Source organism: Spirosoma soli (assembly GCF_042684525.1).
In the GTDB taxonomy this organism is placed as follows: domain Bacteria; phylum Bacteroidota; class Bacteroidia; order Cytophagales; family Spirosomataceae; genus Spirosoma; species Spirosoma soli.
In genome coordinates this window covers 42,180-63,256 of sequence record NZ_JBHULN010000017.1, presented here as the reverse complement: position 1 = coordinate 63,256, position 21,077 = coordinate 42,180, and the positions used below count along the sequence as shown (strand labels likewise).

21 protein-coding genes are annotated in these 21,077 nt (G+C 47.9%); 16 read left to right on the top strand and 5 right to left on the bottom strand.

The genetic code is table 11. From position 1 onward, the window contains the following. Positions 1-45 precede the first annotated feature (45 nt). The gene (locus ACFSUS_RS22250; RefSeq protein ID WP_381525956.1) at positions 46-318 is read right to left on the bottom strand and encodes an acylphosphatase; all 273 of its coding nucleotides are present in this window, start codon (positions 316-318) and stop codon (positions 46-48) included. A gap of 105 nt (positions 319-423) precedes the next feature. On the opposite strand from ACFSUS_RS22250, the gene ACFSUS_RS22245 reads away from it, so the two are divergent. From ACFSUS_RS22245 to ACFSUS_RS22235, 3 genes are all read left to right on the top strand, one after another. Beyond that, positions 424-1,149 carry a YqjF family protein gene (locus ACFSUS_RS22245; protein WP_381525955.1) on the top strand — a complete coding sequence of 242 codons (726 nt, stop codon included), beginning with the start codon at positions 424-426 and terminating at the stop codon, positions 1,147-1,149. 116 nt (positions 1,150-1,265) lie between these two features. Then, a complete protein-coding gene (locus ACFSUS_RS22240) occupies positions 1,266-1,748 on the top strand; it encodes a GyrI-like domain-containing protein (RefSeq protein ID WP_381525954.1) in 483 nt (160 codons plus the stop codon). Positions 1,749-1,882: 134 nt separating this feature from the next. Further along, on the top strand, positions 1,883-3,061 hold the full coding sequence (locus ACFSUS_RS22235; RefSeq protein ID WP_381525953.1) for a Gfo/Idh/MocA family protein: 1,179 nt from the start codon (positions 1,883-1,885) through the stop codon (positions 3,059-3,061). Positions 3,062-3,146: 85 nt separating this feature from the next. On the opposite strand, the gene ACFSUS_RS22230 is transcribed toward ACFSUS_RS22235, so the two are convergent. Both ACFSUS_RS22230 and ACFSUS_RS22225 read right to left on the bottom strand, forming a co-directional pair. Further along, the gene (locus tag ACFSUS_RS22230) at positions 3,147-3,869 is read right to left on the bottom strand and encodes an ABC transporter ATP-binding protein (RefSeq protein WP_381525952.1); all 723 of its coding nucleotides are present in this window, start codon (positions 3,867-3,869) and stop codon (positions 3,147-3,149) included. Positions 3,870-4,043: 174 nt separating this feature from the next. Next, positions 4,044-7,064, bottom strand: a complete 3,021-nt coding sequence (locus ACFSUS_RS22225; protein ID WP_381525951.1) for a tetratricopeptide repeat protein — start codon at positions 7,062-7,064, stop codon at positions 4,044-4,046. Positions 7,065-7,438: 374 nt separating this feature from the next. Here ACFSUS_RS22225 and atpD point away from each other — a divergent pair, with 374 nt between their 5' ends. The 4 genes from atpD to udk all read left to right on the top strand — a co-directional run bounded on the left by atpD (position 7,439) and on the right by udk (position 10,843). Further along, complete coding sequence (gene atpD / locus ACFSUS_RS22220) at positions 7,439-8,965, top strand: F0F1 ATP synthase subunit beta (RefSeq protein ID WP_381525950.1); 1,527 nt, start codon at positions 7,439-7,441, stop codon at positions 8,963-8,965. Between the two features lie 110 nt (positions 8,966-9,075). Then, a complete protein-coding gene (locus tag ACFSUS_RS22215) occupies positions 9,076-9,780 on the top strand; it encodes a hypothetical protein (protein ID WP_381525949.1) in 705 nt (234 codons plus the stop codon). Positions 9,781-9,862: 82 nt separating this feature from the next. Continuing rightward, positions 9,863-10,108 (top strand): ATP synthase F1 subunit epsilon, encoded by a 246-nt coding sequence (gene atpC / locus ACFSUS_RS22210; protein WP_381525948.1) that lies wholly within the window; start codon positions 9,863-9,865, stop codon positions 10,106-10,108. Between the two features lie 114 nt (positions 10,109-10,222). After that, positions 10,223-10,843, top strand: coding sequence for a uridine kinase (udk, locus tag ACFSUS_RS22205; RefSeq protein ID WP_381525947.1), 621 nt, complete (start codon positions 10,223-10,225; stop codon positions 10,841-10,843). Positions 10,844-10,857: 14 nt separating this feature from the next. Here the strand turns inward: udk and ACFSUS_RS22200 are convergent, their stop codons facing one another. Further along, positions 10,858-11,919 (bottom strand): 2Fe-2S iron-sulfur cluster-binding protein, encoded by a 1,062-nt coding sequence (locus tag ACFSUS_RS22200; RefSeq protein ID WP_381525946.1) that lies wholly within the window; start codon positions 11,917-11,919, stop codon positions 10,858-10,860. A gap of 148 nt (positions 11,920-12,067) precedes the next feature. On the opposite strand from ACFSUS_RS22200, the gene nadA reads away from it, so the two are divergent. From nadA to ACFSUS_RS22160, 8 genes are all read left to right on the top strand, one after another. Next, complete coding sequence (nadA, locus tag ACFSUS_RS22195) at positions 12,068-13,057, top strand: quinolinate synthase NadA (RefSeq protein ID WP_381525945.1); 990 nt, start codon at positions 12,068-12,070, stop codon at positions 13,055-13,057. Positions 13,058-13,073: 16 nt separating this feature from the next. Beyond that, positions 13,074-13,292, top strand: coding sequence for a DUF2281 domain-containing protein (locus ACFSUS_RS22190; protein WP_381525944.1), 219 nt, complete (start codon positions 13,074-13,076; stop codon positions 13,290-13,292). Between the two features lie 2 nt (positions 13,293-13,294). Next, the gene (locus tag ACFSUS_RS22185) at positions 13,295-13,681 is read left to right on the top strand and encodes a type II toxin-antitoxin system VapC family toxin (protein ID WP_381525943.1); all 387 of its coding nucleotides are present in this window, start codon (positions 13,295-13,297) and stop codon (positions 13,679-13,681) included. Positions 13,682-13,691: 10 nt separating this feature from the next. Then, the gene (gene nadB, locus ACFSUS_RS22180) at positions 13,692-15,311 is read left to right on the top strand and encodes an L-aspartate oxidase (RefSeq protein ID WP_381525942.1); all 1,620 of its coding nucleotides are present in this window, start codon (positions 13,692-13,694) and stop codon (positions 15,309-15,311) included. A 19-nt stretch (positions 15,312-15,330) separates the two neighbouring features. Beyond that, on the top strand, positions 15,331-15,531 hold the full coding sequence (locus ACFSUS_RS22175; protein WP_381525941.1) for a nucleic acid-binding protein: 201 nt from the start codon (positions 15,331-15,333) through the stop codon (positions 15,529-15,531). A 391-nt stretch (positions 15,532-15,922) separates the two neighbouring features. Continuing rightward, positions 15,923-17,308: a glutamine synthetase family protein gene (locus ACFSUS_RS22170; RefSeq protein ID WP_381526076.1), complete on the top strand. Its 1,386-nt coding sequence runs from the start codon at positions 15,923-15,925 to the stop codon at positions 17,306-17,308. 105 nt (positions 17,309-17,413) lie between these two features. Continuing rightward, a complete protein-coding gene (locus ACFSUS_RS22165; protein ID WP_381525940.1) occupies positions 17,414-18,454 on the top strand; it encodes an aminoglycoside phosphotransferase/kinase family protein in 1,041 nt (346 codons plus the stop codon). Positions 18,455-18,460: 6 nt separating this feature from the next. Beyond that, positions 18,461-19,309, top strand: coding sequence for a TIGR01459 family HAD-type hydrolase (locus tag ACFSUS_RS22160; RefSeq protein WP_381525939.1), 849 nt, complete (start codon positions 18,461-18,463; stop codon positions 19,307-19,309). 15 nt (positions 19,310-19,324) lie between these two features. Here the strand turns inward: ACFSUS_RS22160 and rhaT are convergent, their stop codons facing one another. After that, positions 19,325-20,359 carry an L-rhamnose/proton symporter RhaT gene (gene rhaT, locus ACFSUS_RS22155; protein ID WP_381525938.1) on the bottom strand — a complete coding sequence of 345 codons (1,035 nt, stop codon included), beginning with the start codon at positions 20,357-20,359 and terminating at the stop codon, positions 19,325-19,327. 413 nt (positions 20,360-20,772) lie between these two features. Between rhaT and ACFSUS_RS22150 the strand changes: the two genes are divergently transcribed. Next, on the top strand, positions 20,773-21,012 hold the full coding sequence (locus ACFSUS_RS22150) for an acyl carrier protein (RefSeq protein WP_080237456.1): 240 nt from the start codon (positions 20,773-20,775) through the stop codon (positions 21,010-21,012). The last annotated feature ends 65 nt before the right edge of the window (positions 21,013-21,077 follow it).

Below are 21,077 nucleotides of genomic sequence, written 5' to 3'. Positions count from 1 at the left end.
GTAAAATGCAAAGAGCCAGCTTTAAAATAAGGCTGGCTCTTTTGTTTATCGCATTTCCATAAAGCGGTCGTATTCTTGCACAGGTCCATCCTGTACATCAAAACTCTGAACATCTGTGCCTTCGGGACCGATCTTGCACCAACTCTCAAACGCTTCGAGTGCTTCTTCCTCGCCTTCTACTTCAATGCGTAGTTCACCATTCGACTGAATACGGGCAACGCCCATTAAGCCGAGTTTCTCAGCGTGCTGTCGGACTTCTTGACGAAACAGCGTACCCCCCAACTGCCCGGTTACATATATTATGTGGTTCTTTTTCATTGTCGGCTGTCTTTAGTTTACTGCTTGATGGGTTAACTCCAGATTGGAAGACGAGGTTTAAGATGGCAGACAAAACCTCTGACTACTACAGGTGGTTGGCCACTTATGGAAAAACGTAGCTTCCTGACAGCCCAGTGGCGAAATCTATTAATGCTCAATTACGAAGTAGACCCGAGCATCCTGCAGCCCTATCTCCCACCGACCACTGAATTGGATTTGTGGCAGGGCAAAGCCTTAGTAAGCATGGTAGGCTTCCGGTTTCTAGAGACGAAAGTCTTAGGCATAAAGTGGCCCTGGCACGTTAATTTCGACGAGGTTAATCTTCGCTTCTACGTCCGGCATTTCGACGGGGCGACCTGGAAACGAGGAGCGGTCTTTGTTAGTGAGATCGTTCCAAAACCAATGATTGCCCTTGTCGCTAACACATTGTATAACGAGCGCTACAAAACCATGCCCGTACGGCACGATATTTCTCGTCTGAACGACCAAAGCACAAGTGTTCTCTATGAATGGAAGTATAAAGGGCATTGGAACGCTTTAGGCGCGACTATCAGCAACACTCTCCGGCCGATGTTGCCAGACAGCGCTGAAGCGTTCATTTTTGAGCACTATTGGGGGTATAATAAACTAAGCGGCCGCACTACCCATGAATATCAGGTCGAGCACGTTTCCTGGCAGATCGCAGATACGAGCAACGCTTTCTTTGACGCTGACGTAACAGCTCTGTATGGTGAGGCATTTAGCCCTTATCTACGCGCACAGCCTTACTCCGCTTTTTACGCCGATGGGTCGGATGTCACTATCAGGATCGCCAGAAAATTGCGGCTGTAACCTACCTTACTACTACACTTCTAGCTAACTGATCAATAGTCCAAAGCCTACTGACATACAGCTGTCACTACTGACTTTGATCTTTGTTATGGTCATTCATCAAACCCCAACAAGCCATGACAACGCAGCAAACAGCTCTCGCTATTGACCTAATTAGTAAAGACGTAACACCGTTTACAGCCCTTACTTTTACTACGCAGGCAACGCTCCAAACCTTAGAACAGTACAACTCGGTTCCTGAAAAACTTTACAATGAGGCCCAGCGACTAGGAGTTACCCCTACAGGTGCCATTCAATACATCTATACAGATGTAAACGGCGACTCTGGCCATGCATTCCAATTGAGCATTGCTTTGCCCGTTAGTGATACGCAGGGAATCCCAAATGGCTTTACGTACACCACATTTAGGTCATTTCGCTGCGTTTCATATACCCACGTTGGCCCTTGGAGCGACTTTCCTGCGTTGTACAACATGTTGTTCGCTCAGTTTCATCGGGAAGGGTATAAGGGGGGCAGTATCGTTCGCGAGGTTTACACTGTTGTTGATTTTGAAGATCCGGCAAATTGCGTAACCGAAATTCAGATTAGTATTACATAGGATTCCCCAATCAGCAATCCATAACATCGTACCGAAGCCTAGGATAAGCCTGTCTTCGGTACTTTTTTTATGGCCCTGGTGCGTAATACATTTTTTGTAGCTTTACGCGTCTCCTACACGCTCATTTCCTATTCATGAAAAACACTGACTTCTCTCGCCGAGATTTTATACAAAGGCTCTCAGCCCTCAGCGCTGGTTTGTCGAGCATACCCCTGATTGGCTCGGCAGGCGCCCAAGGGTATCAGGACGAGTACGCCCGCATCCATTCATTACTAGCAAAACCCGAATCAACAAGTATATTCCAGCCCGGCCGCAAGCTAGGCATTGCGTTAGTTGGCCTGGGTAGCTACAGCAAGAATCAGCTGGCTCCAGCCTTGCAGCAAACGCAAAACTGCCGCCTGGCTGGTATCGTTACGGGAACACCATCAAAAGCAGAGGAATGGATGAAGAAGTACAACATTCCGAAAGAGAATGTGTACGATTATAAAACCTTCGACCGTATTGCTGACAACAAAGACATCGACGTAGTGTATGTGGTTCTGCCGAATTCGATGCACCGCGAGTACGTTGTTAGAGCAGCTCAGGCAGGCAAGCACGTCATCTGCGAAAAGCCAATGGCCATTACCGAAAAGGATTGCCAGGCCATGATTGACGCCTGCAAAAAAGCCAACAAACAGCTGGCTATTGGTTATCGGCTACACTATGAACCATTCACCAAAGAAGTAATGCGCTTGGGCCAGGAGAAAGTGTTTGGTCCGGTTAAGTTCATGGAAAGTAGTGATGCCTTCCGAATTGGCGACCCGACCCAATGGCGTATGAAGAAAGAGTTTGCAGGTGGCGGACCTTTGATGGACGTAGGTATCTATGCCGTTCAGGGCGCCCGTTACGTAACGGGAGAAGAACCCATTTCGGTCACGGCTCAATTCTCGCCTAAAACCGAACCTCAGAAGTTTAAAGATGTTGAAGAGACCTTGTTCTGGCAGTTTCAGTTTCCGAGCGGAGCCGTTTGCAATTCGACAACCAGCTACACAGCGGGTGTCGAACGACTTTACGCTTCCTGCCAGAATGGTTGGTTTGAACTGTCGCCTGCTTTTGGTTACGGCCCACTTAAGGGACGTACCAGCAAAGGTCCCATTGAGCAACCTGTCGTGAATCACCAGGCTATGCACATGGATGGCGTTTGTAAAAATTTAATAGACGGCAAAAAGCTGCCCGATCACATCACGGGCGAAGAAGGCCTGCGCGACGTTCGACTCCTTCAAGCCATTTACAGAGCCGCCGAAACCGGCCGGAAGATTGATTTGAAAGCGTAAGGGTAAGAATGATTTACAGTACTCGGTTTACGGTGGGCTGGCGCTTCCTGTCAGCGCAATACCGTAAACCGAATACCGTAACCCGTTATTCGATTGACTGCATCAACGCTTTGGCTTTGCGGATGTTAGTATTGGCCCGGTCTGTTTCAATCAGGCCGTCGCGAAGGCGGATAATACGATGGGCGTATTCGGCAATGTCTTCTTCGTGGGTAACCATAATCACCGTATTGCCTTTACTATGAATCTGGTCGAAGAGGTCCATAATTTCGTAGGACGTCTTCGTATCGAGGTTACCGGTGGGTTCATCCGCCAGGAGAATACTAGGGTCATTGACCAACGCCCGTGCCACCGCTACCCGTTGTCGCTGCCCCCCCGACAGCTCGTTCGGTCGGTGCCCAGCCCGGTTCTCCAGCCCAACGTTCTTCAGGGCCAGCATCGCCTTCTCGGTACGATCGGCCTTGCTAAATCCAGCATAAATGAGGGGCAGGGCCACATTCTCCAACGACGTCTGACGGGGTAACAGGTTAAACGTCTGGAACACAAACCCAATTTCTTTGTTTCGAACTTCAGCCAGCTCATTTTCGCCCATACCACTTACATCCTGATTATTGAGTATGTACTGGCCCGACGTTGGTGAATCAAGACAACCAACGATATTCATCAGGGTGGACTTCCCAGAACCCGATGGCCCCATAAACGCAACGTACTCGCCTTTTTGAATGTTGATTGTAATGGACTTAAGGGCGTCAACCACCTCCGTACCCATTACGTATCGTTTAGCGATATTGCGGGTTTCAATGATATTCATCTTACGATTGATTAGCTAACGGCTATGTAGCGAGTTGATGACGTTGGAAATAACTTCGGACAACAGGTCTGCCAATATAACATTGTAGACCTTATTTGTGGCTTTTTCACCAATTAAGCTTTCAAATTAGCTTCTACTCGGTACACTGAACGTAAGCCCACAAACAAAGCTAAGTTATTGGAGAAACTTCTCTCTACTGTTTTCGATCGACGCCAGTTTTTCCTGATAAGTTGCCATAAACGCCTGATAGTCGGCGGGAGTTGTAGCTGCCCGTAGTTTACCAAGTGCATCACTGGCATAATCGGGTAAACTCAGATCGAGGCACAGCGAAATGTACATTTTTAATAAGTCAGCGTTATCTTCATTGAATGGTAAGGCTGTCAATACTAAGTCATAAGCTTGTTTGGCTTGTTTCTGCTGCTGTTCTATTTGTGCAATTGCCGTTACTATCTGAGCATTTAGAGGAGCCAATTGCAAAGCCTGACGATAAGCTGCTTTTGCCTCGCCAATCCGTCGGGTACGCTCATAAGCCTGGCCAAGCCAATAAGTCCGCAGCGCTTCGTATTGTGGCAGAATAGGCTGTTTAGCCATAGTTTCAGCCGACCCGACACTCCGCCGAAAAGCGGACAATCGTACGGCAGCAACGTTACGTAACGAAACGGCAACATCGCTTATCTGTCCTGTATTTGGTAAGCCGGACAGCATTAGTTGAGCATTTCGCCATTGTAACTGGTCGAGATACACATTGGCCAGCGCAACGCCAGCAACGGTTTTCAAACTTGCATCCTGTATTGTTTCCCAGTAAGCACCCCGGTTGGGATCATCAGGTCGATAAGTCACATAAAAGGCTTTTTCCAGATCACTCTGTGGCTTGCGCTCATCATACAGCACTTGCTTAAAAGCACCCACAGCCGGATCATTTCTGGAGGCCGTTTCCCAAAGCGACTGCGCCAAGGCTGGATCGCCCGCTTTTGTTAAAGCCAGGGCCTGGTAATATGTAGACGTAGTATCGGTATTGTTGCCAAATTGCTCGGCGGCCAGGCGATACAACCCTTGCTCGAGTAACCAGAGCCCAGCAATAGAGCGGTAAGCCGAACCATTTTGTTCATCGCCCTCGGCTAGCTGACTAATCAGCCCGAATGCATTTTGATGGTTGTGCGAGTTATATTCAGCAACAGCGCGTGCTAATAAGAGATCATCTGTAAAATCCTGGTTAACCGGTTCAGCCGACCGACGTTGTAGCGTACTTGTCAAAATGGTATCGGGCCTTGGGGTAGCAAGTGCATAGTTATAAAGGCTGGCAAATCGCCCAACACTTAGACCATCCTTAGCTCGATCACCTGTTAACCACTCGGGTTGGCTGGGTTGAGTTGTATCGGCATTGACGAGTAGTCGAAGCGCCAAAGCATTAGCCTGATACGACTCATACGTAAACCGAGAGGTGTTCGTCGCCAAGGTTGTATCAGTCGCCAAAACCTTTGGATTACGCGCGTAGAAGGCCAGTAAATTTGACTCTGGCACTTCGTCACGAGACGTATTACCCGTCGCTGATTTCAGGTAATAATAAGCCGAATCAGCAACACTTGTCCGGGCATAAAGGTACCCCAAGTTGTTTTGCAACTCGCCATTGTTAGGAAACACGCGAATACCCCGCTGCAACGTCTTGACGGCTTCGAAAAATAGATCCGTTTGTAAGTACGTCTGACTAAGGCTGATATAATCCTGTGGATTAGGCTGCTTCAACGTGGCCTGTTGAAAATAAAAAGCAGCTGCCGTCTGATTGTTCTGTGACAGCGCTAACGAGGCCAGCGCATAATTCGACTTGTGATTTTGAAACTCCTGTTCGAGCGCTAGCTGGTAAAACGCGTTGGCTGACGCCGGCTCATTACTGGCCACATATAAATCACCAAGACCATTGAAATAACCAGCCACGGCCTGCCTGAAAGTGATCAATCCCCCAGATGCCAGCAGAACAACTACCCCAAAGACGCCTGCTACTCTGAATAAGCTCAGCTCTAACCGTTTGGGCTTGTACATAATGCGATGAACGGGTAGGTTCTGACGATACATCGGCCAAAAATTTAGCAGTATGTACCCGACAAAGAACAAGCCCATCGCTAAATGGGTGTACACAATAACGTCCTCAAACATCTCTATTAATGGGTCGTTGGCTGTTGCAAAGGCATAAGCCATCGTCAGCGTTGTGAGCAACGCTAGCCCGGCATACAGATAAGCCCCAGAATCTCGAAATGAGACTACGTCCTGCTGCTCTACGAGCCGCCGAAATCCCCAGATGCCTACTATGATAGAAATAAGATAGATTAGAAAGGGACTAATCGCCAGCACATCCCAATCAATCGATTTCGTGTTTTTCAGCCAGATCAGCGTCAGATTGATTAGATATAGAGCGCTGATAAGCAAAAAGTTATTGATACCCAATGCCCGGCGTGAACCATCTGGCGAAGCGTCATCATTGGACCGGCCGGTTGAAGTAAGCCATACTAAAGCGGCAATAATTTCGGCCGCAATAAAAAAGATGAAGCCGACACTAAACGCCAGTAATACGGGCATTCCGTAACTAACAAGTGTTAAGCCAGGAAACAGTACGGGTGATAATACACGTAGCCCCGTAGCAACCAAACCTGTTAATAACCCAAATGCGACCATCCGTATTGGAAATGAGAAGTCAGGGCGAAACGCGTGGAAATAATAACTAACTGACCCAAACAGGAATGTTAACACCAGGAATAAGTAGTTACCCTCCAGGCCCGGCACTTCCAGCATCTCCCAACGAAAAAAGGCTAATCCTACGATCAAAGCGATCATACCGACTAAATAGCGTATCCGATCAAATGCTGTAATAGCGCTCATCAATAATACAAACGCAACACTTACACCAACCAGAAATGCATTGGCAACGCCAGGACGTACTTGCATGCCAGAGGCAACAAACTGTTCGGAAACGGCATAGGCTTTGCCGCTGACTGCATAATCGAGCAGGCCGTCAGTAAAGGTGTGAAGAGTAATGGGTAACTCGTTTAATTCGCTCAGAACATCCCACCGAACAACATTATTTAAGCCCTGCGCCCAGGCAATAGCAAATAAGATAAGACTACAAACAAATAAGACAAGACAGATTAAGTAGGTAAGCCGATAAACGCGGCTCCATTCTTTCCAGAATAATAGAGGTGACATGCAAAAGAAACGTACTGGATAGCGGGTTAGTGCCTTTTCACTTAGTACGGAGATCTATCTTTCTCGCATTCAACATATTCATTATAGACCTATTCTTTAGGGCCTAAGTATAAATCGTTTTTTTAATCAAGTTCGTTGAATGGCAGAGTTATGACGAATATCGGTTCAACAATAAGATGCCAAACTACATTTTGTACAAATCTACTATAGACTGCATAGCTCCGTCCGAACGCCTAAAAACCTTACTGCCAAACTAATTCCATGTTTGACCCTCCATAAAATGAGCAAGGGCATCCTTGACCTTACGCTGTTTTTCTCCTACTTTTGCAGTCCCAAACAATGGGCAACTTTTCAATCAGCTACATCACATACAAATGATTACGGAAACGGCAGTCAATACAGGTAAGATTACGCAAATAATCGGGCCGGTCGTGGACGTGAGTTTCGAGGGCGAAGGCTCGCGGATTCCCGCCATTCTGGACGCCCTCAAAGTAACTAAAGCTAATGGACAACAGGTGATTCTGGAAGTTCAGCAGCACCTTGGCGAAGACCGCGTTCGAGCCATTGCCATGGACTCAACCGACGGATTATTCCGCGGTATGAACGTTACGGATCTTGGTCACCAAATTACCATGCCGACCGGCGAAGGCATTCGTGGCCGTCTTTTCAACGTGGTTGGCGATGCTATCGATGGCATTCCTCAACCTAAAACTACCGGTACTGGACTGCCAATCCACCGATCAGCTCCCAAGTTTGAAGACCTGGCTACCTCAACCGAGGTACTTTTCACGGGTATCAAAGTGATTGACCTTCTTGAGCCGTACGCAAAAGGTGGTAAGATTGGCCTCTTCGGTGGTGCTGGTGTAGGAAAGACTGTATTGATTCAGGAACTGATCAACAATATTGCTAAAGCTTATGCTGGTCTGTCTGTATTTGCCGGTGTAGGCGAACGGACACGTGAAGGAAATGACCTACTTCGTGAAATGATCGAAGCGGGTATCATCCGTTACGGCGACGAATTCAAGCACTCCATGGAAGAAGGCGGCTGGGATCTGACTAAAGTAGATCCTGAAGAGCTGACCAAAAGCCAGGCGACCTTCGTGTTTGGACAAATGAACGAGCCACCGGGAGCACGTGCTCGGGTAGCGCTTTCAGGTCTGACGATTGCCGAGCACTTCCGCGATGGGGATGGCGAAGGCGCTGGCCGCGACATCCTGTTCTTCGTAGATAATATCTTCCGCTTTACACAGGCCGGTTCAGAGGTATCAGCTCTGCTGGGTCGTATGCCATCAGCCGTGGGTTACCAGCCAACACTGGCAACCGAAATGGGTGTAATGCAGGAGCGTATTACGTCGACCAAGCGGGGTTCGATCACATCGGTACAGGCGGTTTACGTACCGGCCGATGACTTAACTGACCCTGCGCCGGCCACAACGTTTGCTCACTTGGATGCAACGACGGTATTGAGCCGGAAAATCTCCGAGCTAGGTATCTACCCCGCTGTTGACCCTCTTGATTCTACATCACGAATTCTGACCGCCGAAATTCTTGGCGATGAGCATTATAACACTGCCCAACGCGTGAAAGAAATTCTGCAACGATACAAAGAATTGCAGGACATCATTGCTATTCTTGGTCTGGAAGAATTGTCGGAAGACGATAAGTTGATCGTAAGCCGGGCGCGTCGGGTACAGCGGTTCTTGTCGCAACCGTTCTTCGTGGCTGAGCAGTTCACCGGTTTGAAAGGCGTTCTTGTTCCGATTGAAGACACCATTAAAGGATTCAACGAAATCATTGATGGTAAATACGACCATCTACCCGAAGCGGCCTTCAACCTCGTTGGTACGATTGAAGATGCGGTTGCCAAAGGTGAGCGGATGCTGAAAGAAGCCGGACAGTAAGGTTTTAGGTATACGGTTTACGGTTATAGAGTTATTACAGGACTAACCGTAAACCGTATATTCATAAATAATTCACTCAATCTTTACGGTTTGCAAAAACGTCTGTTTTTATGAAAACAATTCGATTTGAGTGGAAAGCAGCCTGGGTAGCGCTTCTGCTATTAGCTGCAACGGTCGCAACAGCGCAGGTAACCACACCATCAACGCCGACAGCTCCAATGGAAACCCCTACAATGGGTGCCATTAAAGATACGTCGATCACACCAGGAGTATCGGCAACCAGCGCTACGTCAGTAGCCACCGATAGTTTGCCGGATAGTCATTTAGACAAAGCAGTTGCGGCCTTAGAAAAAGGCGACAAAACTGCTTCAGCGCAAGAGTTGCAAACGGGCATTTCAGGCCTGGAAGCTGAGGTCCAGAAAAAGCCCAGCTCTTTCAAAGACAAGATACTTAGTCAGGTAAGCAAGCTAAAAACGTTGCTCCCTCTGATTACAGGTGGTGGCCTGGGAGCTGGTATCTTAGGAAAAGCGGTTGGTTTAACTAAGCTTGCCTCGGGTGCCGGTCGGCTGGAAAACTTAATCTCAGCGGGGTCTCTAATTGGTAAGGCCAGTCAATTAACGAGTGGCTTATCCGGCCTAAGTAGTGCTATGTCGGCGTTGGGTGGAGGTACGCAGTCAGCGGGTAAATCGCTAATCTCGACCGCCTTGTCAACCGTGGGTAAGTTAGATCAGGGCGGTGTGGTAGCTAAAGCCGCTGAACCCGCCGTTAAGACTGAGATAGGTAGCCTCCTTAGTTTTGTAAAAAAAGCGATCTGAGGTTTGAATTACAGTTTACGATGTACGGTTTGCGAATTGTGCGTCGGCAATAAATCGTAATGCGTAACTCGCACATCAATACATGACATTAGATATCATTACCCCCGACCGCAAGGTCTTCTCCGGCGAAGCCAGTGCTGTTACGTTTCCAGGCAGCGAAGGTCAATTTCAGGTTCTCAACGATCACGCTCCGTTAGTAAGTACATTAGCCCGTGGCCCAATCATTGTTCAGACGGCTTCGGGCCAACAAAGCTTTACTGTGGATGGTGGCGTAGTCGAAGTACTTAAAAACAAAGTGCTGGTGTTGGCTGAGGCAGTGGTTGCCTAGGAACTATACACATTAAGAAATGTAGCGGTCCGCTTATACTAAGCGGACCGCTTTTATATGGCTAATACGCCCGTTTAATTCTTCCTTTTTGCTTTCCTCCGTACCTTTGCAGGCATGATCAACAAACCGTTTATCGTCGGTATTACTGGCGGCAGCGCTTCAGGTAAAACATCATTCTTAAAGGGTGTTCTCAATGCATTTACTGACGATCAGATTTGTCTTATCTCGCAGGATAATTACTACAGAACCCTTGAGTACGTTCCAAAAGACTCAAACGGTGTATACAACTTTGACTTACCGGAAACGATAAATCACGAACGGTTTGCCGAGCATCTGAATCAGCTTCATGCCGGACAAACCGTTGAAACCCCTGAATACACGTTCAATAATCCGAACGCTATCCCTAGAACGTTGATTTACCGCCCTACGCCTATCATCATTGTCGAAGGGTTGTTTGTCTTTCATTTCCCCGACGTAGCGAGTCAACTAGATTTGAAAGTGTATATCTCGGCTAAAAATAAAGTCAAACTCAACCGACGCATTACTCGTGATCAAGCCGAGCGGGGGCTAACGGTGGATATGATACAATATCAGTGGGAGAATCATGTCCGGCCCGCCTATCGGGAGTTCGTGAAACCACATAAAGACGAAGCCGACTTGGTCATTCCCAATAATGTTCATTATAAAAAAGGGCTGGATGTTCTAATTGCCTACTTAAAGACAAAAATTCAGTAACGAGTAGCCAGTCTCTAAACTTCAATTACAACCCCATCAGTTTCTGGATAACCTGTACAGGTGAGCACCCAGCCTTCGACTAAGTCGCGTTCGGTCAGGACATCGTTAATGGTCATGTGAACACTGCCCGAGCGGCAACGGGCTATACAGGTTGAACAACGCCCACCACGGCAACTATACGGCAAATGCACCCCTTCATCCAAAGCGGCCTGCAAAATAGACTTGTAAGCAGGTACTTGTACTTCGACCTCACGATTACGAAACTTCAGCAGCACGGTTCGGTCGACAGCCAGTGCAGGCGGAGGAGTCAGTGTAACGGGGGTAATCACGAAATTTTCCCGGCGAATCTGCTCCGGACGAATTCCGCTAAAGACAAGGGTAAACTGCACCATACGCATGTAATCGCCGGGGCCACATACGTAAAACTGCAGGCTTTCTCGGTCTGAGTCGCCGACGAGCGTTGGTAGAAGCCGCTCCAGCATTACGTTATTCAACCGGCCTCGTAGGCCATTCCAGTCCTCGCTGGGGTTACTTAACAGGTATAGTAACCGAAAACGTTCTTTAAATCGTTGATGAAGTTCTTCTAGCTCTTCTCGGAAAATAGTATTCCGTTCGCTGGGAGCGCTATACAAAAGGGTTACCTGGCGGCCTGTTTGTAAAGCCTGTTTCAAAATAGAAAGTAAAGGCGTAATGCCACTCCCGGCCCCTAACAGAACTAAGTTTGCGGACGTTTCATCGAGTGTAAATCGACCGGCTGGGGGTAGACACTTAAGTACATCACCGATGTGCAGGGTGTCAAGCAGATAGCGAGAGATTTCGCCGTTCTGAACGCGCTTAATGGTTAAACGTAACGGCTCACCCGGTGCAGAGCTGATAGAGTATGAACGACGAACCTCATGAACATTCAATTGAGAAACCGTACCTGCTCCGTCGTTATGCTGGATGATGAGCGTCAAAAATTGACCGGCTCGATAGGTAACAGGTTGTTTATCCAAACTTTCCAGAAAATAGCTCTTCGTGTCAGGTGTTTCCTGTTTGATATGAGTAACGCGAAGTTTTAAGTAGTCGTCAGTCATTAGAAGAAGGGTCTGTCGTTAAAACAAAGCAAATACCCGTCGTTGTTTGAAACCCCGAAACGTTTATTGAAATTCGCCCGTTGGCAACCGGATTTGTGACATTTACTGCCTGTTCGTTGTTTATCTAAAAATTGCCAAGCAATAACTAATGGAAGCATTACTGGAAGAAGTACAGCGTGTAGGTTATGTTAACGAACCGGTCGCTGACAATATAGATTTAGTAGCCGAAATCAACCGGCTCAAGAAAGAAAAGAACGCCGTTATTCTAGCCCACTATTACGTAGATGGAGCCATTCAGGACCTAGCCGACTATATCGGTGATAGCCTCGGCTTGTCGCAGCAAGCGGCTGCTACGCCCGCCGATATGATTGTATTCTGTGGCGTGCACTTTATGGGAGAAACGGCTAAAATTCTATCGCCGGAGAAGAAAGTAGTCATACCTGACTTAAACGCGGGCTGCTCACTCGCTGACTCCGCTCCGGCCGACAAGTTTGCAGCTTTCAAGGCGCAGTATCCTGACCATATCGTGCTCTCGTACATCAACTGTTCGGCTGACATCAAGGCCTTGTCCGATATCATCGTGACATCGTCGAATGCGTTGAAAATTGTGGAGAGTCTCCCGAAAGACCAGAAGATTATCTTTGCGCCGGATGCCAATCTGGGTCGCTTCGTATCGAAGAAAACTGGCCGCGACATGGTGCTGTGGGACGGTGCCTGCATTGTCCATATTGATATTTCGCTGGATAAACTCAATAAGCTTCGTCACGATTATCCTGATGCGAAATTTATTGCGCATCCCGAGTGTCAGGAACACATACTGAGCCAGGCCGATTACGTTGGTTCAACCACGGCTTTGCTCAAGTACGTAGTAGATAGCCCAGAGCAAACATTCATCGTCGGTACGGAAGCAGGCATCTTGCACAAGATGCGCCAAGCTGTGCCTCACAAGAAAATTATTCCAGCTCCGGCCAGCCAGAACAATACCTGCGCCTGCTCGGAATGCCCTTACATGAAGATGAATACACTCGAAAAGCTGTACAACTGTATGTTGTATGAGCAGCCCGAAATCATTGTGCCAGAAGATGTACGGTTAAAGGCATACGAGTCAGTAGCGCGGATGCTGGAGATGAGTAAGTAAGGAAAACATTCAGAACATGGAGATAACCGTTGAGATTGGGTTTGATGAATTGGTAGAAGCCATAAAAAAGCTGCCTTCAGAACAGCGTAGACGTATTCAGAAGGTCCTGGAACTAGACACTGCTCTACCCAACGATCAAGCGCATGAAAGGAGATTTGGAACGTTAAAGGGCCTAATTACATATATGGCCGATGACTTTGACGCTCCCCTTAACGACTTTAAGGAATACATGTAGAAATGCAGTATTTACTGGATACTCATACGCTGTTGTGGTTGCTCAACGACGAATCAGTACTACCCAAAGCGACCTTATCCCTATTAAAGGACCCGGCGAGTAGACTTCAGGTAAGTGTGGCTAGTATTTGGGAAATAGCTATTAAACGCGGGCTGGGTAAGTTGGATATAAACCAACCGACTCAAGTTCTCGTTAACGAATTGCCTAAACTGTCCATTGAATTATTACCCATTACGCCGGACCATGTCCTTCGTGTTGAAACGTTACCGTTTCATCACAGAGATCCGTTCGACCGTATTATTATTGCCCAGGCATTAGTAGAAAGTTATATCATCGTCAGCAAAGACACCAATTTCCCATTATATCCTGTAGAGATATTGTGGAGTTGATAATGTAAAAATGCCCCACCAATTCGATTTTTTAGTTATCGGCTCCGGCATTGCGGGCCTAAGTTATGCCACCAAGTTGGCAATGTATTTCGAAGCCCAACAACAGTCGTCGAACATGGCCCCGGTTCGCATTGGCGTCATTACGAAAGTGCAGGCCGATGAGACGAATACCAAATACGCACAGGGTGGTATAGCCGCTGTGTGGTCGGAAGATGACTCTTTCGAGAAGCATATTGAAGACACAATGATAGCGGGCGACTTTTTGAGCGACCGTCATATTGTCGAAATAGTCGTGAACGAAGGCCCAGGCCGGATTCGCGAACTGATCGAATATGGTACTCGATTCGATAAAGAGCACGACGGTACAGATTATGATTTGGCTAAAGAAGGAGGTCACTCTGACTACCGAATTCTGCACTTTAAAGACATCACTGGTGCCGAAATCGAGCGGGCTTTGCTCGAAAAAGCGCACTCGTTGAAGTCAATTGAGATCTTCACCCACTTCTACGCCGTTGAACTTATTACGCGTCACCATCTCGGTCAAACCGTTCATCGGTATGATACCGATAATGTCTGCTATGGGGCATATGTGCTGAATACGCAAACAGGCAAGGTCGAAAAGTTTCTGGCCCGCACTACACTCTTGGCAACGGGTGGTATTGGCAACGTCTACCAGAATACAACCAATCCCAGCATTGCCACGGGTGACGGTATTGCAATGGCTTACCGTGCTAAAGGTATCTGCAAGGATATGGAGTTTATTCAATTCCATCCGACGGCGCTTTATGAACCGGGCAAGAAACCAAACTTCCTTATATCGGAAGCAGTACGGGGCTTTGGCGGGGTACTCAAGACTATGAAGGGCGAGACCTTCATGGAGAACTACGATCCTCGCTTGTCGCTGGCTCCCCGCGATATTGTAGCCCGGGCGATCGACTCCGAAATCAAGAAGTCGGGTGACCCTCACGTGTTCATCGACGTAACGCACTGCGATTATGAACGCTTTGTGGAGCACTTTCCTAACATCACAGCCTATTGCCGCGACAACCTTGGTTTAGACTTACGGAAGGATTTTATTCCGGTGGTTCCGGCACAGCACTACATGTGTGGGGGTGTTCGGGTAAACGAATGGGGGCAAACCAACATTAATTATCTATACGCGGTTGGCGAATGCGCTTGTACTGGCCTACACGGGGCCAATCGTCTGGCCAGCAACTCGCTATTAGAAGCGGTCGTATTTGGTCACCGGGCCTATTTAAAAACGCTTGAAAAACTCGACCAATCGGCCGTGCCAGATAACATTCCTGACTGGAACGACGCGGGCACCAGCCACCCCGAAGAGTTGATTCTGGTCACCGAAATTCAGCGGGAGTTAGAAGCCATCATGTCCAATTACGTAGGCATTGTCCGGTCGAACCGACGGTTGAAGCGGGCAATGGACCGGCTCGAACTGCTGTATCTGGAACACGAAGAATTATATCGCCAATCGAAGGTATCGGTACGTATTTGCGAGCTCCGCAATATGATTGAAGTGGCTTACTTAGTCATTAAAGCTGCTATGTCCCGGCGCGATAACCGGGGTCTGCATTTTAACCTGGATAACGTAAAGCAAGATGACTCAATGTCCTAAGTGCGATTCAACTAACATCATGACACCATTGCGGCTGCTCACAGGAGGAGCAGGCTATACATTTGTACAAGTTACGGAACCGAAAACCAGCGCCTTACAGTTTCGCGCCAACGAGAGCGCCGAACTACGGGTAGCTGTTTGCGGTACCTGCGGTTATGTGGAACACTTCATTGAAGATGCTACTCGGCTCTGGAAATACTGGCAGAAAGGCTATCGCTAACTATTTTATCCAATCCTGGCGTTTACCCTGTTAAGAACCGTTAAGCAGAATTTGTCTCTTATCAATGTGAGTTGATGACGCTCGATCTCTCGATGCGTCTGAGCGAAACAGCACTCGATTTGCGCACCCGCATAAATTGCTCACTGGCGGCAGGTTGGCTGATTGTTGTGTAGATCAGCGTTTTCTTTCTGATTTCCTCAAACGTCAGGTAGTTTCCATTAGGTTCTACCTACTGCAACTCATTCTCATCTAGTCTTCACCATCTTGGGAAGAAACTACTGAAGTCTGTGAATTAAGCGCCGGCTCTGAACTTGATCTTCGCCTGTTCAATGAAGAATAAGTAGCTTTGCCAGACCGTTTGGCCAACGAGCCGATTCTTACTATGGATCACATGAATCAACAAGCCATCATTGACTTTATCAATCAGAGCGACAACCCGAAAATCAAGTATGCATTTACTGATATTGACGGCGTTCTACGAGGTAAGATTATTCACCGCCAGAAGTTTTTAGATGGTTTGATCGATGGTTTTGGCTTCTGCGACGTAGTGTGGGGATGGGATTCGACCGATACGCCATACGACAATGGACGCGTCACGGGCTGGCACTCGGGTTACCCAGACGCCCCAGTCCGGCTTGACATAAGCACGTTTCGGCAATTGCCCTGGGAAGACAATATTCCCTTCTTTCTGGCCGATTTTAGTATCAGCCAACGGAACGAAACAAACGAAAATCAACCGGATTATGGCCTGGCCGCCTGCCCACGCAGTTTACTCAAACGGGTTGCCGAACAATGCCGTGAAATGGGCTTCCATGCTGAGTTTGCCCAGGAATTTGAGTGGTTCAATTTCCGGGAAACGCCCGATAGCTTACAGGAAAAGGGCTTCCGGCAGCTCCAGCCGCTAACGCCGGGTATGTTTGGTTACTCGATTCTGCGCCCGTCGCTTGAAAGCGCCTTCAACCACGACCTGTTTGATCTGCTGAGCCAGTTCGACGTACCGCTCGAAGGCTTACACACCGAAACCGGACCAGGCGTATATGAAGCAGCTATTATGCACGATGAAGTCGTTAGAGCCGCCGACAAAGCCGTTCTGTTTAAAACGGCTGTTAAAGAAATAGCGTATCGTCATGGCTTAGTGGCTACGTTCATGGCTAAGTGGAATGCCGATCTGCCTGGTTGCAGCGGTCATATTCATCAAAGCCTTTGGAACCTGGAGCAGACGAAAAACCTGTTTTTTGATACTGCGCAGCCAAACCACATAAGTGAGTTGATGAGACAATATATAGCCGGCCAATTGTATTGTCTGCCTCATATCACACCCATGTTTGCGCCGACAATCAATAGCTACAAGCGATTGGTAGAAGGCGCCTGGGCTCCTACGACCGTAACCTGGTCGCTCGATAACCGGACAACGGCGATACGTGTGCTGAACCAACGAGAAGCTTACACGCGGGTTGAGCATCGGGTATCGGGGGCCGACACAAATCCTTATCTGGCAATTGGAGCTGCGCTGGCGTCAGGACTGTATGGCATTCGCCATAAACTAACATTAGACATACCCGCATCCGTTGGCAATGGTTATGCCGATAAACGAAATGGCGTGCTACCAACCAATCTCGCCGAAGCAACACAGGCAATGGCCACTTCATTAGTAGCCGCCGAGCTATTCGGGACCGAGTTTGTCGACCATTTCACCCGTACCCGCGACTGGGAGTGGCGACAGTACGCCCGGCAGGTCAGCGACTGGGAGCTAAAGCGCTATTTTGAGATTATATAGAACTGTCATTCAATGGTCATTAAGTAGTCATTCCGTGTCATTTGTCGTTTGTTATAATTAATGACTCTGAATGACCACCAATGCCTATCGAATGTCCACTTACTTATGCGTTTAATTGATTACCCCAGTATAATACGTAGCGCCTGGGCGGCTTTCGATCCTAGCCAAACGGTACAGTCTGTCGAAGACATCAGCGCTCGCGTTTCAACGAACCACGTCTTTCGGATAACGTTAGATTCGGGCGATCGGGTTATTGCCAAGCTATCTTATTTCGGCAAGTTTGAGCACTTTCGTGATGATCACCGCATTATTCAAGCCTTGGCCAATAACCTGCTTTATCCTTTTGAGAACGTACTGGCGCGTTCGCTGTCGAAGAATGGGCAGGTTTTCACCTATCGACATCAGGAAGGGGCAGTCGACGCTTGGGTAGTTTTCTATAATCCGATCCGGACACAAAATCGCTTACCACGCCGACTCGACGAAGTGCACATTCGGAAGCTCGGTGCCGAAGTGGCCCGGTTTCACCTGGCTTGCTCTCGCGCGAGTACCGTTTTGCCGAAATATGCCAAAACGTTGCGCTCAGACATTCAGGGGCTGCTCGATTTACTGGATACCGAAACGGGCAAATACGAACACAGGCAACACGTTACCGAGCTGCGACGTCAATGCCATTTGTTCTTAGAAAACCGGCAAAAGCTGGTGGCGAAAGTTGTCGAAACGATGCCTGTCTTTGTCGACTGGAACATTGGCAATTTTTCCGTTACCGATGATTTAAAGCTTTTCTCCCGTTGGGATTACGACTGGTTCAGGATCAGTTACCGGGTAATGGATTTTTATTTTTTCAGTCGAGTTTGTTCCGATGTGGGTGACAGAACTGTGTTTTCCTATATAATTGGGCCACTCATGGAAGAGCGCTTCGGCTGGTTTCTGGAAGAGTACCACAAAATTTATCCGTTAACTGAGCGCGAAATTCGGTTTCTGCCCGAAGCATACCGGTTTTTTATTCTCAACTACGTCATAAAATACGGTCGATACTTTTTCCACCGAACCTACGCTACAAAGCTTCAGCGCGAGGCTTACGAGACGTATTTCCCTTCCATTGAGCAGTTCGACGCGGAGAAGATCCTGCGCCATCTTAACTTGTAAAACCTAATGCAACTTGAACCTTTTGCAACAATCGCCGATCGTTACCAAGTCTTTTTCTTCGACGCGTTCGGCGTACTGAAAAACTACAAAGGATTGATTCCGGGCGTAGGCGACACCTTTGCTTACCTGCGAGAACAGCAAAAACCGGTTTACATTTTAACGAACGACGCATCGCGCAGCCCGCAGCAACTGGCCGAATCCTACTGGCGGCTTGGCTTACATGACATTACGCCCGATATGATTATTTCATCGGGTATGTTAGCGCGAGAGTACTTACAACTGAAGGTTACTCAGGGAACTGTGGCTTATTTAGGTACCGAAAACTCGGCCCATTACATTGAGTCAGCTGGCCTTCGAACGCTATCAATCAGTGAACTCACATTAGAAAACATTGCCGAAGTGAGTGCTCTTGTGCTTCTGGACGATGAAGGATTCGATTGGAATACTGACATTAACAAAGCCGTTAATCTGCTTCGCCGACGCAATATCCCAGTCATTGTCGCCAACACCGATGCTACGTATCCCGTATCGAAAAACCGCCTGGCCATTGCCATTGGTGGCATCGCCGATATGCTCGAATCAATTGTTGGTAAGCAGTTCATTCGCTTCGGCAAGCCCGACGCTCAGCTGTTTATGTTCGCTTACGAACGGGTACAAGAACAGCTACCAACAATTAGCAAGCGCGACATCGTCATGGTTGGCGATACGCTCCGCTCCGACATTCTTGGCGGTAATAAATTTGGCTTAGACACGGTGCTGGCCTTAACGGGTAACATAGCCGCCGAAGAAGCCGAACTTCGCATACAGAGCACCGGCATCATTCCAACTTACGTGTGTGAATCTGTGGTTATTTAAGCGATAACCAGGTAACTACGCTAAGTAGTTACCTATTCCCACAATCACAGTTGAAAACACAACGATCAGAATACCCAACGTAATAGTCCGCATGGTTGGCCGATTGGCCCCTCGCCATTCGTGCAGGTACAGTCCCCAGAAGCTGCTAAAGGCAATAATGAACGCCATGTGGAGCGTCCAGCCTGAGAAGCGATACTCGCCCATTTTGCTGTCGCCCATGCCGTAGAAAAAGAATTGAAAGTACCAGGTTACCCCTGCCATGGCACAAAAGAGGATGTTCCATAGGATGGGCGTCGATACGTTGGTATAGTCAGTATACGTGCGGTTACGAATGTTCAGGTAAATTGCCCAGATGGCATTAGTCGTTAGGCCGCCCAGCAGGATGACCACTAGTGCAGCATTATTCATATATAGCGGGTCGGCTCCGTATTTGACGGCTCGATCAGAGATCGATTGCCCAGCCGTCAAGCCAAACGAGAAACAGGCGCTCATCACACCGGAGAATACGGCCACCAGGAAACCTTTCCGTAGGTCAAACTCGGCTACTGTTGCTTTCTTTTCTGCCTCGGGCAAGCTTTTCTCTTTCATCATGCCCGCAACTCCACAGACACAGATGCCTAAGACGCATACACCCAGACCTGCTACAATCACTTGCCCGGACAAGGTACTCATCAACTGTCCAAATTGGCCCGACCAGATCGGTGGTACCAGCGTACCGAACACGGCGCATAGTCCCAGCACAACGGCCATGCCCAGCGAAAGCCCGAGGTATCGCATCGCCAGCCCAAACGTCAGACCGCCCGTTCCCCACAAGACCCCCCAAAAATATACCCAGGCCAGTGTCTCAGTAGGTGTTTCGGCCAGCACCCTTCCTAAGTTCGGAACGGTTAAATACCCCAACACCCAAGGGGCAACTAACCAGGAGAACAAACCGCCAACAAGCCAATAACTTTCCCAGGCCCAACCTTTTACCTTGCGATAAGGCAAGTAGAAACTCCCCGAAGCGAAACCGCCCAGAGCATGTAGAACAACTCCCCAAATAACTGCCATGAGGCTTTTTATAGAATGGTTTAGTACAAACAAACTAAAGCGTACTGTCTGTTACTTCTTACCCATACCTTCCCACACAATTGGCCAATAGTGCGCTTTGTTCATACTTCTTAATTTTACTTTTTGTCCCATTTATGTAATGCTTCATTAAGCCGCGTTTGAAGCACAATCCTCGTACTGTTGGATTAATATTTAGGCTTTTTGTTACCATTCCGTCTCAGTAAGCAGGAGCAGAAGCAATTCTCTACAAAAACTGTATATAAATATCTTTAGTAGCGTAATTTTTTGACTAACAACAATTTATGTAGCAGTTAATTACCTCTCTGAAGGTGCCTCTGCCCAAAAAATTGTTTGACAATCCAAAGGTAAATCTGTTTCTTTGCGCAGTTTTTTAACCCCAACGGACTACTAAAATGTCGGAAATTGCACAGAAAGTAAAGAATATCATTGTTGAGAAATTAGGTGTTGAAGAGTCAGAAGTTACGCCAGAAGCAAGCTTCACCAACGACTTAGGCGCCGACTCACTTGATACAGTTGAGCTTATCATGGAATTTGAGAAAGAATTTAATCTGCCAATTCCTGACGACGAGGCTGAGAAAATTGCTACGGTTGGTTTAGCCATCGAGTATCTGGAAAAGCACATCGGTAAGTAAACCCAGACACATTGTCTTCATAGCTATTACTAGTGCGTCAACAGTTAACGATTGCCGGCAGGTCA

Coding starts and splice junctions, on each gene's coding strand:
- ACFSUS_RS22250 (WP_381525956.1), bottom strand. CDS start 318: ATGAAAAAGAACCACATAATATATGTAACCGGGCAGTTGGGGGGTACG.
- ACFSUS_RS22245 (WP_381525955.1), top strand. CDS start 424: ATGGAAAAACGTAGCTTCCTGACAGCCCAGTGGCGAAATCTATTAATG.
- ACFSUS_RS22240 (WP_381525954.1), top strand. CDS start 1,266: ATGACAACGCAGCAAACAGCTCTCGCTATTGACCTAATTAGTAAAGAC.
- ACFSUS_RS22235 (WP_381525953.1), top strand. CDS start 1,883: ATGAAAAACACTGACTTCTCTCGCCGAGATTTTATACAAAGGCTCTCA.
- ACFSUS_RS22230 (WP_381525952.1), bottom strand. CDS start 3,869: ATGAATATCATTGAAACCCGCAATATCGCTAAACGATACGTAATGGGT.
- ACFSUS_RS22225 (WP_381525951.1), bottom strand. CDS start 7,064: ATGTCACCTCTATTATTCTGGAAAGAATGGAGCCGCGTTTATCGGCTT.
- atpD (WP_381525950.1), top strand. CDS start 7,439: ATGATTACGGAAACGGCAGTCAATACAGGTAAGATTACGCAAATAATC.
- ACFSUS_RS22215 (WP_381525949.1), top strand. CDS start 9,076: ATGAAAACAATTCGATTTGAGTGGAAAGCAGCCTGGGTAGCGCTTCTG.
- atpC (WP_381525948.1), top strand. CDS start 9,863: ATGACATTAGATATCATTACCCCCGACCGCAAGGTCTTCTCCGGCGAA.
- udk (WP_381525947.1), top strand. CDS start 10,223: ATGATCAACAAACCGTTTATCGTCGGTATTACTGGCGGCAGCGCTTCA.
- ACFSUS_RS22200 (WP_381525946.1), bottom strand. CDS start 11,919: ATGACTGACGACTACTTAAAACTTCGCGTTACTCATATCAAACAGGAA.
- nadA (WP_381525945.1), top strand. CDS start 12,068: ATGGAAGCATTACTGGAAGAAGTACAGCGTGTAGGTTATGTTAACGAA.
- ACFSUS_RS22190 (WP_381525944.1), top strand. CDS start 13,074: ATGGAGATAACCGTTGAGATTGGGTTTGATGAATTGGTAGAAGCCATA.
- ACFSUS_RS22185 (WP_381525943.1), top strand. CDS start 13,295: ATGCAGTATTTACTGGATACTCATACGCTGTTGTGGTTGCTCAACGAC.
- nadB (WP_381525942.1), top strand. CDS start 13,692: ATGCCCCACCAATTCGATTTTTTAGTTATCGGCTCCGGCATTGCGGGC.
- ACFSUS_RS22175 (WP_381525941.1), top strand. CDS start 15,331: ATGACACCATTGCGGCTGCTCACAGGAGGAGCAGGCTATACATTTGTA.
- ACFSUS_RS22170 (WP_381526076.1), top strand. CDS start 15,923: ATGAATCAACAAGCCATCATTGACTTTATCAATCAGAGCGACAACCCG.
- ACFSUS_RS22165 (WP_381525940.1), top strand. CDS start 17,414: ATGCGTTTAATTGATTACCCCAGTATAATACGTAGCGCCTGGGCGGCT.
- ACFSUS_RS22160 (WP_381525939.1), top strand. CDS start 18,461: ATGCAACTTGAACCTTTTGCAACAATCGCCGATCGTTACCAAGTCTTT.
- rhaT (WP_381525938.1), bottom strand. CDS start 20,359: ATGGCAGTTATTTGGGGAGTTGTTCTACATGCTCTGGGCGGTTTCGCT.
- ACFSUS_RS22150 (WP_080237456.1), top strand. CDS start 20,773: ATGTCGGAAATTGCACAGAAAGTAAAGAATATCATTGTTGAGAAATTA.